We start from the raw sequence: 14,228 nt of genomic DNA on the forward strand, positions 1-14,228 counted from the left end.
CGCGGACACCGCACCGCGTCGCGCCCTCCCGGACGACCCCGCAGACCGCGCCCGGAGCTGATTAGATCGAGCCAGGCGATGCCGACGGAGACCGCGAAGGCGGCCCGCGCAACAGATGGAGACACGACGAGCATGCCCACCAAGAGGACGGACCACAGGTCGCCCGCGCCGCACACCGCCGACAGCCACGACCTGATCCGTGTGCACGGCGCCCGCGAGAACAACCTCAAGGACGTCAGCATCGAGATCCCCAAGCGCCGCCTCACGGTGTTCACCGGGGTCTCCGGATCGGGCAAGAGCTCGCTGGTCTTCGACACGATCGCCGCCGAGTCGCAGCGGATGATCAACGAGACGTACAGCGCCTTCGTGCAGGGCTTCATGCCGAATCTCGCCCGGCCCGAGGTCGACGTGCTCGACGGTCTCACCACCGCGATCACCGTCGACCAGCAGCGGATGGGCGCCGACCCGCGCTCCACCGTCGGCACCGCCACCGACGCCAACGCGATGCTGCGCATCCTCTTCAGCCGCCTCGGCAAGCCGCACATCGGCCCGCCGAGCGCCTACTCCTTCAACACCGCGTCGGTGAAGGCCAGCGGCGCGATCACCGTCGAGCGCGGCAACAAGACCAAGGCGCAGAAGGCGACCTTCCAGCGCACCGGCGGCATGTGTACGCGCTGCGAGGGCCGGGGCAGCGTCTCCGACATCGATCTCAGCCAGCTGTACGACGACTCGAAGTCGCTCGCCGAGGGCGCGTTCACCATCCCCGGCTGGAAGTCGGACAGCCAGTGGACCGTGCAGGTGTACGCCCAGTCCGGCTTCGTCGACCCGGACAAGCCGATCCGCAAGTACACCAAGAAGGAACTCCAGGCCTTCCTGTACGGCGAGCCGGTCAAGGTCAAGGTCAACGGCGTCAACCTCACCTACGAGGGCCTGATCCCCAAGATCCAGAAGTCGTTCCTGTCCAAGGACAAGGAGGCGATGCAGCCGCACATCCGCGCCTTCGTGGAGCGGGCGGTCACCTTCACCACCTGCCCCGAGTGCGACGGCACCCGGCTCAGCGAGGGCGCCAGATCCTCGAAGATCAAGCGGATCAGCATCGCCGACGCCTGCGCGATGGAGATCAGGGACCTCGCGGAATGGGTCCGCGGCCTGTCGGCGCCGTCGGTGGCGCCCCTGCTCGCGGCGCTGCAGCAGACCCTCGACTCGTTCGTGGAGATCGGCCTCGGCTATCTCGCGCTCGACCGTCCTGCGGGCACCCTCTCGGGCGGCGAGGCCCAGCGCGTCAAGATGATCCGCCACCTCGGCTCCTCGCTCACCGACGTCACGTACGTCTTCGACGAGCCGACGATCGGCCTGCACCCCCATGACATCCGGCGGATGAACGACCTGCTCCTGCGGCTGCGTGACAAGGGCAACACCGTGCTCGTCGTGGAGCACAAGCCGGAGACGATCGCGATCGCCGACCACGTCGTCGACCTCGGCCCCGGCGCGGGCGCGGCGGGCGGCTCCGTCTGTTTCGAGGGCACCGTCGAGGGGCTGCGGGCGAGCGGGACCAGCACCGGGCGCCACTTCGACGACCGGTCCTCCCTCAAGGAGACGGTGCGTACGCCCAAGGGCGCCCTGGAGATCCGCGGCGCCACCGCGAACAACCTGCGCGGCGTCGACGTCGACATCCCGCTGGGCGTGCTCACCGTCGTCACCGGCGTCGCCGGTTCGGGCAAGAGCTCCCTCGTGCACGGTTCGCTGCCCGCCGACGCCGATGTGGTGTCCGTCGACCAGAGCCCGATCAAGGGTTCCCGGCGGAGCAACCCGGCGACGTACACCGGACTGCTCGAACCGATCCGCAAGGCGTTCGCCAAGGCCAACGGCGTGAAGCCGGCCCTGTTCAGCGCCAACTCCGAGGGCGCCTGCCCCACCTGCAACGGCGCGGGCGTCATCTACACCGACCTGGCGATGATGGCCGGTGTCGCCACGCCCTGCGAGGACTGCGAGGGCAAGCGGTTCGACGCCTCGGTGCTCGAATACCGCTTCGGCGGCCGTGACATCAGCGAGGTGCTCGCGATGCCGGTGACCGAGGCCGAGGAGTTCTTCGGCGCCGGCGACGCGCACACCCCGGCCGCGCACAAGATCCTCGACCGGCTCGTCGACGTCGGACTCGGCTATCTCAGCCTCGGCCAGCCGCTCACCACGCTGTCCGGCGGCGAGCGGCAACGGCTCAAGCTGGCCACGCACATGGGCGACAAGGGCGGCATCTACGTGCTCGACGAGCCGACCACGGGTCTGCACCTCGCCGACGTCGAGCAACTGCTCGGCCTCCTCGACCGCCTGGTCGACTCCGGCAAGTCGGTCATCGTCGTCGAGCACCACCAGGCGGTCATGGCGCACGCCGACTGGATCATCGACCTCGGCCCCGGCGCGGGACACGACGGTGGCAAGATCGTCTTCGAGGGCACCCCGGCCGACCTGGTCGCGGCCCGTGCCACGCTCACGGGCGAGCATCTGGCGGAGTACGTCGGCCACTGACCCGCGCGGTGCGCGGGGGTCACGCAAGCACCCGGCGGGGACAGGGGATTGCGGCGATTCCCGCCCGAGGCAGGGAGGCGTTCCTTTCGTCCGGACTGCGCCGGATATGGTGTGGCGCAAGCACTACCGTACGAAGTCAAAGTGAGTCCGCGTGTCCGCCTCCTTCCAGCCCGTCCTCGACCGCATCGCCCGCGAGATCGAGGCCACACCGGGCCGCGGCCGCCCCGCCGATTACATTCCCGCGCTCGCCGCGGCCGATCCGAACCGCTTCGGCATGGCCGTGGCGGAACTCGACGGAACGGTCCATGGAGTCGGCGAATGGCAGCAGCCCTTCTCCACCCAGTCCATCACCAAGGTCTTCACGCTCGCCCTCGCGCTGGCCCGCGAGGACGACGAGCTGTGGGAGCACGTCGGCCGCGAGCCGTCGGGCAACCCCTTCAACTCGCTGGTGCAGCTGGAGTACGAGCACGGCATCCCGCGCAACCCGTTCATCAACGCGGGCGCGCTCGTCGTCACCGACCGCCTGCAGACCCTGACGGGCGACGCCAGCGGCACCCTGCGCGCGTTCCTGCGCGCGGAGTCCGGCAACCCGGACCTCACCTTCGACCCGGACGTCGCCGCGTCGGAGGCCGCGCACGGCGACAGGAACGCCGCGCTCGCCCACTTCATGGCGTCCTACGGCAACATCACGAGCCCCGTCCCCGAACTGCTCGACCAGTACATCCGGCAGTGCTCCATCGAGGCGTCCTGCGCCGATCTGGCCCTCGCCGCCGGGTTCCTCGCCCGCCACGGGATAAGGGCCGACGGCTCCACCCTGCTCAGCAGGAGCCGGGCCAAGCAGGTCAACGCGGTGATGCTGACCTGCGGCACCTATGACGCCGCCGGTGACTTCGCCCACCGGGTCGGCCTGCCCGGCAAGAGCGGAGTGGGCGGCGGCATCATCGCGGTCGTGCCGGGACACTGCACCGTGTGCGTCTGGAGCCCGGGCCTGGACGAGCGGGGCAACTCGGTGGCGGGAGTGGCGGCGCTCGACCGCTTCACGACGCTCACCGGTCTGTCCATCTTCTGACCCCGCTCAGCCCGTCCCCGAGCAGTCCCTCGGGGGCGGCGGCGTCGGGTCGTCCGCGTCCGCGGGGGTCATCACGCTGGCGTTCAGGGCGCATTCGACCTGTTTCACCGTGTGGAACACCACCAGGTCCGCGGGGCCGTGCTCGAACCGCGGCCCGCCGCCGACCAGCATGCCGACGAGCAGGGCGCCGTACACCTTGTGCCCGTCGACCTCGGTGTCGATCGGCACGAAAACGGGCGCGCCCGAGTCGCCCTGGTGCACGATGGTCTCGCCCTCCTTCCCGGCGAGGACCAGACCCTGGGTGCAGATGTGCGGCGGATCCGGGTCACAGGACTGGCCACTCGTGAGGTTGTACACCTCGATGTCGCAGACCAGCTTGGTCACCTTGCCGCTGACGCACACCTTCTGGCCCTTCACGGGGCCGTCCACCTTGCCGAGCACCCGCCGGGAGACCGGGGTCGAGGGAGTACCGCCGTCCGTCCACAGCGTCGGCGCGTACTGCTGCGGCTTGATCCGGGTGCCGGTGATCAGGGCGGCGTCCACCACGTCGTCCTGGAACGACCTGACGAACGTGCCGAACCTGAACTCGCCCGAGGTCGCCGCGGTCCCGGACGGCGCGCAGTGCCCCGCGGTGCTGATGGCGCGCTTGCCGTCCTCGACCCTGCGCATGGTGAGCCCCGACGTACAGGCGACCGTCTCACCGAGGTAGGTCATGCGGATCTCGGCGCCGCCGCGGTGCGGCTGCGGGTCGTTGAACCTGCTGGCCGGAGCACCGGACGCAGGTGAGGACCACATCAGGGCCACAGCCAGCGCCAGCAGGCAGCAGGCCAACGGTCGTCGTGACATTCCTTCCTCCTCCAGCTACAGCTCGAAGTCGAGGCGGCCCAGCAGGCCGACCTTCAGTCCGAAGTAGTCGGCATGCACCAGGCGCCGGGCCGCGGACACCGGGGTGCCGTTCACGGTGACGGTGTCGGTGGCCGTGTCCTTGTCGGTGCGGTAGAGCTCGTACTCCTGGACGAGCAGACGGTACGCGGTGAGCAACTGCCCGGTCGGCGCGGTGATCCCGCCCGCCCAGGCGAAGCCGTCCGCATCGGCGCCGCACGTCAGCTCCACCGGCGCGCCCACCGTCTTCCAGTCCATGTCGTCCTCGTCCAGGGTCGCCCGGCTCTGCACGCTCACGACGACCCGCCGGCTCGCGGCCGCCGCCGTCACCCCGGACCCGCTGAGCCGACCCAGCTCGTTGAACGTCGCGGGCCCGGTCAGCCGCACGGTGAGGCGGTCGCCCTCGCGGCGTCCGGTGACCGAGCGGGGCGGGGCGAGCTGGGCGAACTCGGCGCGCTCCACCTTCGACAGCTGCAGCGGGTCGATCGAGTACGGCTGGTACCGGGCGAGGGCGAGCCGCACATACGGGAAGTAGGCCTTCCCCGTCGAGGACGCGGCACCGAAGTCCACGTCGATGTCGACGTACCACAGCCGCCGTTCCTGGTGGTACGTCGGCGTGAAGGCGACCGCGTCGGCCGACACCGGTGCCGTATCGGGTGATTCGGCGAGGCGCAGGCCGGTGACGCGCTTGGCCGCGTTCGGGAAGTGCGCGGCCGACGGGCTCGGCAGGACCGTGGTGTCCGCCCAGACGGGGTCCACACCCCAGCGGGTGGCCAGGGTGTCCGGCAGGGCCGTGCCCGGATCCAGGATCACGGCGAGCATCTCGTCGTCGCCGGAGGAGAACCAGGGCCGCTTCAGATAGACCCGCAGTCCCGCGGAGCGGCGCCGCTGGGTGACCGTGCGGTGCTCCTCGTCGACGCTGCGCTCCCAGCGGAAGGTCGGGACGAGGTATGCGGGGGCGGGCGGCTCGGGGCGGCGCGAACTGGGCACGGGCAGGGCGGCGGTGGCCGGGCCGACGCGGGTGACCTTGGCCCGGTCCTCGGTGAGGCTGGGGTGGAAGTACTCGCGAAAGCGCGTGACGGCGGTCGGCGTGTAGCGGATGTTGCGGTGCCTGGTGTCGCCGAACTCATGGTCACGGGCGATCGGTTCGTCGTCCGCGGTGTAGGCGAGCTTGATGTCTTCGAGGTGCGTGTGTCCGTCGATCCTGCTCGGCGCGGGCTGGGTGACGTCGTCGAGCCACTCGCTCCAGTGCGCGTCGACCTCGACGTGACCGCTGCTCTCGGAGTGGCTGGTCAGACGGCCGGTGAGCTGCGCCGCCGTCTGCTCGGCCGTCCGCGCGGCGGCCAGTTCGCTCAGCTCGGGGCGGAGCACGGGCTTCTCCACCGCGTGGACCAGGGTCACCTCGGTCCACGGCGTCAGCATCCAGTTCTCGCCGTCCGCGCTCGCCCGGGTCACGAACGCCCGGTCGGCGGCGGGCAGTTCGGTCCAGAACCGCGACGCGGTCAGCAGGCCCCACTGGCGCAGGAGCGGCAGCTTCCCGGCGTCGAGATAGCAGCTGAGCCGTACGGTGGCGATCTCGCCCTTGGTCAGGAACACTTCGAGGACCCGCTCGATGAGGCCGTCGCGCCAGCGCGGCTCGCCCGTGCCCTCCTTGATGCGCAGCTTGAACGGCTTGGCCTGCGGCCAGGGGCCGGGGAAGGGGATCTTGCGGTTCGCCGTGTCGCCCGGCAGGCCGCGCAGCATGACGCCCTCGGCCAGTACGTCCGGGAGATACGGCAGGATCAGCTGGTCGGCGCTGTGCACCACGAACTCGCCCTGCTTCAGCTCCGCGCCGCGGCGGGGCAGCGGAAGCGGGGTGAGCGGCAGCGGGTCGTGCACGTCGTGCTTGGCGATGTGGATGTCGCCCTCGCGCAGCAGGTCGTGCTCCCGGTTCGGCCACTCGGGGTCGCGCACCTTGGTGTCCAGGAAGGAGCCGGACTCGCGGGCGGCGACGGCGAAGTACTCCTCCCGCACCCGGTCGGGCTTGCCGGGGCCGAACGCGGCGTCGAACACCCCGTGCTCCTCGGCCATCTGCAGCGCGGTCTTCGGCGGCGCCACATGCCGCTCCGCGATGGGCTTGTACCGCCGGTCGAGGCCGTCCACGGGGGAGCTGGCGTCGTGGTCGGGGACGTCCGTGTGGCGCAGGGCGTACTCGTCGGTGGAGATCGAGCGGCCGTCGTCGGTGACGGTGCTGCGGATCACCAGGCGCTCGGTGGACTCGCCCTCGTTGAACGGCAGGAGCGGCAGGATCACCGGCTGGGGGACCGGCTCCCATCGGCCGTACGTGATGGCGTCCGAGTGGACCGCGTCCGGGGTGCTCGCCGTGTGGTCGGGGCCGTTGCCCGCGAGGTCGGCGATCCTGGCGCGCATCCGGTAGGTCCTGCCGAAGCGCAGGGCGGGCAGCGAACCCGGCTCCGGGGTGAACTTGGTGTCGAGCGGCACGTCCGGCGACACCGGCGGTGCGGGCACTTCCGGCTCGTCGGCCAGGCCGATCGTCCGGCCGGGGCGCGGTGCCGCGAGGCTCCAGCCGTGCCAGCCGAACACCGCCTGGTGTCCGTACAGTTGACGGTCGTCGGACGCGTCGACGGTGACCGCGCTGGCGCGCACCAGGCCCTCGTCGGGGCCGACCGTGATCTCTACGGGCTGCTGACCGGGGCGGCGTACGACATAGCGTCCCCGGCGCCGCAGCAGCGAACGCCACTGGGTGACCTTGCCGGTCGCCGGGTCGACGGTGCCGATGTCGACGCGATAGCCGCGCACCAGGTCCTGGGCGGTCAACTCGACCTCCTGCGAGGTCACTCGACGGCCGATGTCGGCGCCGATCTGCCCGGCGAGGTGCTTGTCGCGGTCGGTGTGCAGCAGGGTGATCCCGGCGCCGCGGGCCGCGGGCGTGCCGGTGCCGAGCGTCTGCTGGGCCACCGATTCCCTGCTCCGCGACAGGCCGCCGTTCCAGAGGCTGTCGATCGTACGGGCGTAGTCGACGTGCTTGAGGGCCGCGCCGTCCACGTCGAGTTCGGTGAGGTGCCAGGTATCGGGCACACCCAGGTTCAGCATGCGCCCGGTGATCAGCGTGCCGTCCCCCGCGGCCGCCTCGAAGACGCTGCCCCGTACGTAACGGAGCTTCGTCCAGGGGCAGTTGCCGACGGCGTTGAGGCGGTCCGCGTCGGTGATGCGGTCGTCGAAGTGCACCCGGACCCTGGACTGCTCGCCCACCCCGGCGGGCACCGCGAAGCGCAGGTCGAGGACGAGCCCGAACCTGCGCTGCAGCTCCGGATAGTCGCCGAGGAGACCGCACGCCTCGTGGAAGTCGACGCGGTGCGGCGGCTCGTCGGCGAGCAGGGCGGTCCGGTCCTTGCGGTCGTAGAACCGGACCGCCTCGGCCAGCGGCAGCATCCTGCTGTTGTCGTCGCTGGTGTACACGTCGCTCGTACGGTCCATGTAGCGGGGTGCGTTCTCGTCGTCCGCCGCGTCGATGCCGTGAGGGTGCAGGAGGGCTGTCCGGAGCACCGTGTATCCGGTGTTGAGGTCGCCGCCGAGTTTGAGCACCGGGCGCGAGATCATGTCGATCAGCTGGTGCAGCGCGGGCAGCTCCCAGCCTCGGTGGTCCGTGGGCGGCTCCTCGCACAACAGACGCTCCTCACGGGCCCATTCGGTGCGGAGCCTGCTCCGCGTGGTGTACACCGCCACCGCCTCGTAAAGGCCGGTGACCTCGTTGTGCACCCTTCTGCCCGGGTAGGAGCGCAGGGTGCGGCGCTCCTGCGCGGCGAACGTCTCCGGCGGCGGGGGCTCCCTGACGTAGGTGGTGTCGTCGAACAGGGTCCGCCACAGGGTGCGATCGGCGGCCGGGTAGCGGCCCGTGGGCCGCAATTCCTTGACGAGGGGCCCCTGCGCGTCGGTGAACTGGAGCCACAGCGAGGGCAGCAGGGCGGCGAGCCGCACCGGCCAGTTCTTGAAGTAGTCGGACTGCCCGAGCGTGCCGATGCCGGTGAGGCTCGGGGAGACGAGGACGGACACCCGCACGGAGTCCGCGTCGACGACGCCGTCCGGCAGGACGGTCCAACGGATGCTGTCCATGCTCAGCCCACCTCCGCGAACGCCGTGCAGTAGTCGAAGACCGGGTCGATGCGGGTGCCGGTCGCCGGATCGTCGTACGGCGACATGAGGTCGGTGAAGGAGGGCGGGGTGAGCGCGGGGGCGTCGGCGCCCGCCGCGAAGGCGCTCAGCTTCCCGCTGCCCGCGAACCTCTTCTCGCAGCGGATCGTCACCGACGTCTCGAAGAAGCCGATCTCGATGCTGATGGTCAGGCTGGCCCGGCCGATCGCGTAGCCGTCCCTGTAGCCCAGTTCCATGTACAGCTCGATGGAGGCGGAGACGATGCCGAGGACGTCGACCTCGCCGCGGGCGCGCAGATAGCCGACGAGCGTGACGCTGTTCTGGGCGAGGTCGAGCCGGAAGTAGATGCCCGCCATCACCGACAGGCTGCCGCTGGCCACCCCGAAGTTCATCGAGACGGCGGCGCCGAATTCGAGGGCGGCGTCCAGGACGGCGATCTCTGCGGGGGTGAGGACGATCCCGAAGTATCCGCCGCCGCCGAGCATCGACACCGTGAGCCGGAAGGGCGCCTCGCGTCGGCAGAAGGCGAACCCGGCCTGCAGCGGGGTGTCGCCGATGAACGGCACCGAAAGCACCGCGTTCAGCGAGAGGTTCTCCAGGCTGAAGACGCCGACGGCCGCGTTCGGCAGCTGCATCGAGTAGTTCGCGTGGATTCCGAGGCGGTCGACCGTGATCGCGGGCGGGTCGCTGAATCCGTCGAGCGGGATGATCCGGCGCAGGGTCTGGACGAACTCCAGGTTCCCCACGAAGTCGACGCCGCGGAACTTCACCTCGACGTCGGGCTTCTGCCCGGCGCGCATGGTGAACCTGATCTGGTCGAAGTGCAGCACGATCGCGTCGAAGCCGGGGACCATGCGCAGATCGAACTTGCCCAGGGTGCAGGTGACGTCCGCGGCCTGCGTCACGTCGGGGCGCAGCGAGCCGCGCAGGTCGGTGACGAGTGTCAGCTTGCCCTCCGGCCAGAACACGGCGGCCTCGGGGGTGGTCGGTGTGGGCTTGCCCGGGGTCCAGGCCTTGATGTCGGGCTGCCATTCGAGCCGGGAGTTGACGACGTCGGGCAACTTGGCGCCGAGGGCGGCGAGTTCGATCGCCTTCTTCAGAGCGAGCGCCTGGCCGACCGTGCTGTCCCAGGTGGCGACCTGTTCGGCGATCCTGCCGAGCAGTTGCCGCACGCCCTGGTCCACGGCGGCGGGCAGCGCGACGCGCAGTGCGGCGAGCGCGTCGGAGAAGGCGGTGAAGGCGTTCTCCACCTCTTCGATGGTGGTGGGGTCCGGGGCGTTCTCCAGCTGACTGGTGATGTACTCCACGAGGACCTGCGCGAAGCCGGCCGCGGCGTCGGTCACGCGGATGACCAGGTCCGCGATCTCGGGGAACTGTTCCTCGACGTTGGTGAGCAGATCGCGCAGTCCCCGCAGATCGCCGAGGAAACCGGTGACGGCGTCGACCGTCGCCGTGAAGAAGTTCGGCGCCTTCAGGTTGTCCAGGCCGATCTCGCTCATGATGTCGGCGAGCGGGAACATCCCGAACAGCTTCGCCCCGGCAAACTTCCCGAAGTAGTCGAGGGGGTTGAACCTGCCCTGGGCGAGCTTGGCCCATTTGTCGACGGCCTGCCCGTCGGCCGGGCGGGGCGGGACGCGGGTCGCCGCGACGGGTCCGGTGAGCCGGGAGAGCCCCGAGACGGGGAAGTTCGGCTGGGCGAGCGCTCCGGCGGTCTGGCCGCCGTCGCGGAAGGTGAGGTCCACCGGCCGGGCCAGCTCGATGAAGACCTGCCCCTTGTTCGCCGGGGTGAAGGCGTCCCGTACGTACGGCTCGGGGTAGAACACGGACTGCGGCTGATCGGCCCCGAAGCCGTTGCCGAACCGGCAGAGCGCGGGGATCACGGCCCGCGCCCAGCGCACGGTCGGCACGAACCGGGGGTGGTCGGTGGGATCCAGGCCCAGGATGGCCTCGGTGGTCTCGGCGCCCCAGATCAGCTGTCCGGTCGACAGGGTCGTGTCGTCGGGCTTCCGGCTCGGCGCGTAGGCGAGGGACTGGCCGCGGACGTCCGAGACGACCCGCCGGACGTTCGCATTGCCGAGGTCCGGCGGCTCGGGCCTGGGGTCGGAGACGAGCGTGCGGTAGCACTCGACGACCGTCCGCACATCGGCCGCGTTCTCGTGCACCAGCTTGCCGACGAACGCCATCGGGGCACGGAACTCCCGGTGGCGGCCGTCGAGATCGACCACGCCGACCTGGAACTGGAACGGGTCGTCGGTGGCCGTCACCGGGAAGAAGGCGAGCTTCTCGTTCGGGTCGCCGCCGGGTGTGGAAAGGCCGGGAATCGTCTGCGGCTTCTGGATGTCGGGGGTGACCAGGGTGAGCAGCCGGACGCTGCTGAACGGGAACAGCCGGTGCAGGCGCTGCTTGTCGGCGTGCTCCTGCGCCGTGCCGTAGGTGCGCACCGGTTCGCGCACCATGATGAAGAAGCGCTGGTTGAGGTAGGCGGCGTTGTCCGGGCGGCCGTGGTCGAACTTGCGCTCGGTGACCTTGACCAGGTCGGCGAGGTGCCCGAAGGGGAAGAGGCGGCCCCGGTACATCACGCGTACGTAGTGGTCCCGGCCCAGGGCCGCGCGGTGCCGCCACTGGGTGACGTCGAAGCCGACGGGGGGCCGGTCCCAGCGGCCGAAGGAGTCGAGCCAGCCGCCCATGGCGGACAGGATGAGATGGTCGACCGCGAGCGGCGCGGGCGTGAAGCCGCCGGGCAGATTGCGGTTGGCGCTCAGGTGCACCACGGAGGACCGGTCCTTGCGGTCCAGAGCCATGGTGAACTCGCTGCCGCCCGCGGGCAGCGGGTGCGGGTCGGCCGGGTCGAAGCCCGGGTCGCGGGTCCACACGGCGCGGGCGCTGCCGGCCGGCAGGCGGGTGTGCCAGAGCTCGACCCGGTCACCGGGGTCGGGCAGCGCGGTGGCGTGGGTCCACGCGGCGGTCTGGGGCGGGGAGAGCAGCAGGCGGTACGGCAGTTCGATGCCGGTGCGCGGGTCGTCGGGGTTCGCCAGGGGGTTCTCGGGGCCGGGCCCCGCGGCGGCGGCCGGGCCCGACACGGTGAGCAGCTCGGCGGCGACCGGCCCGTCGGGACCGTGCCGTGCGGTCAGTTCCGCCACGGTTCTGGCCAGCCGCAGTGCCTGGAACTCGTCGAGCGGTTCGCCGCCGGGGCCGGGTGCGACGCGGGTCGTGGTGGCGGGTTCCTTGGCGGCCTCCACCACCCGCAGCGGCAGCGTCCGCATGGCGGTGAGCAGGCCGGATTCGGTGTACTCGATGCTGTCTTCGGCGGCGACGGCGAAGACGAGGAGGCTGCGGCCGCCGATGCGAGAGGCGACCGGCGGTGGCGTGTGCGGCTCGTCGCCGGGCTGCGCGGCGGCACTTCCCGGCGGGGGCGGCTGCGGCAGTCCGGGGCTCAGTTCGAAGAAGGCCTGCTCGGCGACGTGCTGCGGGCCGAACGTGACGACCACGAAGCCCGGTTGGGCCGGGTCCTTGCGCACGAGGCGCCGTGGCCCGAGCAGGGGGCGGTCCAGCCGCAGACCCAGAAACCCGAAGGTCAGGTCCAGCAGGTCGGTGGCCCGCAGTAGCCGAAAGGGCGGAGGAAGGGGGGAAGCGGCCATGTGACTCTCCCGTCGGGGGACCCCGCAAGCGGCCCCTCAAGGCTCCCGAACTCCGCCTGGTATACAGCCAGTTGGGCACCACCTGCCACCCGAATGAGTGAATCGGGCGAACCGGACATACACCCTGGGGCGGTGTACGCGTGAGACCCATGTCGGCCGATGTGTGCGTCGCGCGGGGATTCTGTGACGGGGAAGGCACCTGACGGGCGTAAGCCCACGTCAGGTGCCTGTTGTTCATCGGCCCTCAGTGCCTGGTGCGGTCAGCTGTCCTCGTGTGCGGTCAAGTTGTCCAAGGTCTGGTAGGCCGAGCTTTGGCCGGGGAACAGCACCTGGACTCCGAGCGGCAGCGGGCTGCCGGGGTCGATGGTCTTGTGCGGATCGGTGTTCTGGAGGATCACCGTTCCGTCGTGCCCGTCATCCTTCACCGTGTACGAGAACGTCTTGAGCCAGTCCGGGTCGAGGACGGTGTCCGGCGGCACAGTGAAGCTGAGCGTCCACAGGCTCACCCTGGTCTTCTTGGCCTGCAGGGTCAGCGTGAAGGAGTAGATGTACTGCGGTTTGTCCCACTCTTTCCGCCAGTCGCGGTCGAAGTGCTGGGTGACCCGCAGGTTCAGGTCCTTGGCGGTGAAGCGGACCACGGCCGGATCGGACGTGGTGGCTTCGTGATGGGCGATCGCCTGAACGGTGTGCGACCCCTCCGACCACGGCTCGACCGGGGTGAACGTCCAGGTGCCGGTGCCGAGTTGGGCGTTGCCGAGAGGCTTGCCCGCCTCGGAGAGGCTGACGGCATCGATGCCACTGGCCATCGTGCCCTTGATCACCTGGTCCGGGGCGACCGTCATGCCGTCCTGCGGAACGGTGATCACCGGGGGAGCGAGCGGTTGGACGGTGAAGTGCACGGTCGCGGGGAGGGAGTCCCGCTTGCCCTTGTGGGCCACGGCGAGGACCTCGTGGCTGCCCACGGGCCAGTCCTTGACCGGTTCGTACGTCCAGTCGGCGCCCTTGAGGATCGCGGGGCCGAGCGGCTGCCGGACGCCGTCGATCACTTGGTAGAGCTGGACCTCGTCCATGTCGCCGGTCACCGTGCCGCGGATCGCCTGCCGCGCGCTCACCGACGACTGGTCCATGGGTTCCTTGATCACCGGCGGGTCGATGACGGGAATCTTGTCCACGCGTCCGGCCGAATTCATGACCTCCAAATCGTCCACGGGCAGCGGCTTGTCGCCGATCCTCTGGGACTTCCCGATGGTTTCCGGGGTGGCCGGATGGCTTTCCGTCGACGCCGTGAGATCCAGCACGTTGACGTTTCCCTTGGAGTCGATGGCGTACATGTTGCCATCTTCGTCGAAGAAGATGGCGGAATACGACTTACGGCCACCGGACTTGCTCTGTTCCGCGGGCGGGAAAACCTGTTCCTTGAGCAGTACCTTGACCGGTGAACGGCTCCAGTCCATGTAGAGCAGATCGCCGTTGTCGCCCTCCACCGCGTACAGGCGGCCGTCCTTCGGGTGGTACGACCAGTCGTCCCAGCGCCCCGCACCGCCCGCGTTGCCGGGGGTCGCCCGGGCGGAGGCCAGGTCGATCCAGTGGACGGGAGTGTTCGGCCCCGAGCACACGACCAGGGACTTCTTGTCGGGTGTGACCTCTCCGCAGAACCAGCCCCAGTCCGTGAAGTGCTGGCCCATGGGCTTGGGGGTGATGGTGCCGGTCGTGAGGTCGATGACCACCAGATTGTCCTGGCTGACCGCGTACAGCGTTTCGTCCAGGATGCCCATCGCGGTGTAGCCGACGTCGTACGCAGGAACGGTGTCCACGCGGTTGATTTCCCACTCGACCGGATCGAACTTATAGACCTCTGTTTTCGTCCTGCCTATCGCGAGGTACACGAACTTTCGGGCCACGGTGAATCACCCTTTCTCGCGTAACGGCACGCCGGTTGGCGATGGAAATCAAACTCCCTCAGT

The 14,228-nt window shown here is 70.1% G+C and carries 6 protein-coding genes; 2 read left to right on the forward strand and 4 right to left on the reverse strand.

Annotation, left to right across the window (positions count from 1 at the left end; all coding sequences use genetic code 11):
* Positions 1 to 132 precede the first annotated feature (132 nt).
* Both ACFWZ2_RS27905 and ACFWZ2_RS27910 read left to right on the forward strand, forming a co-directional pair.
* Positions 133 to 2,523, forward strand: coding sequence for an ATP-binding cassette domain-containing protein (locus tag ACFWZ2_RS27905; RefSeq protein ID WP_384550240.1), 2,391 nt, complete (start codon positions 133 to 135; stop codon positions 2,521 to 2,523).
* Between the two features lie 151 nt (positions 2,524 to 2,674).
* Positions 2,675 to 3,592: a glutaminase gene (locus ACFWZ2_RS27910; RefSeq protein ID WP_384550242.1), complete on the forward strand. Its 918-nt coding sequence runs from the start codon at positions 2,675 to 2,677 to the stop codon at positions 3,590 to 3,592.
* 6 nt (positions 3,593 to 3,598) lie between these two features.
* Here ACFWZ2_RS27910 and ACFWZ2_RS27915 read toward each other — a convergent pair whose 3' ends face one another.
* The 4 genes from ACFWZ2_RS27915 to ACFWZ2_RS27930 form a co-directional block, all read right to left on the reverse strand.
* Positions 3,599 to 4,438, reverse strand: a complete 840-nt coding sequence (locus ACFWZ2_RS27915) for a hypothetical protein (protein WP_384550244.1) — start codon at positions 4,436 to 4,438, stop codon at positions 3,599 to 3,601.
* Positions 4,439 to 4,453: 15 nt separating this feature from the next.
* The gene (locus ACFWZ2_RS27920) at positions 4,454 to 8,587 is read right to left on the reverse strand and encodes a hypothetical protein (RefSeq protein ID WP_384550246.1); all 4,134 of its coding nucleotides are present in this window, start codon (positions 8,585 to 8,587) and stop codon (positions 4,454 to 4,456) included.
* Positions 8,588 to 8,589: 2 nt separating this feature from the next.
* Positions 8,590 to 12,264 carry a hypothetical protein gene (locus ACFWZ2_RS27925; RefSeq protein WP_384550248.1) on the reverse strand — a complete coding sequence of 1,225 codons (3,675 nt, stop codon included), beginning with the start codon at positions 12,262 to 12,264 and terminating at the stop codon, positions 8,590 to 8,592.
* Between the two features lie 260 nt (positions 12,265 to 12,524).
* Positions 12,525 to 14,165, reverse strand: coding sequence for a hypothetical protein (locus tag ACFWZ2_RS27930; protein WP_384550249.1), 1,641 nt, complete (start codon positions 14,163 to 14,165; stop codon positions 12,525 to 12,527).
* Positions 14,166 to 14,228: the final 63 nt, after the last annotated feature.

The organism is Streptomyces sp. NPDC059002, from assembly GCF_042740435.1.
In the GTDB taxonomy this organism is placed as follows: Bacteria; Actinomycetota; Actinomycetes; order Streptomycetales; family Streptomycetaceae; genus Streptomyces.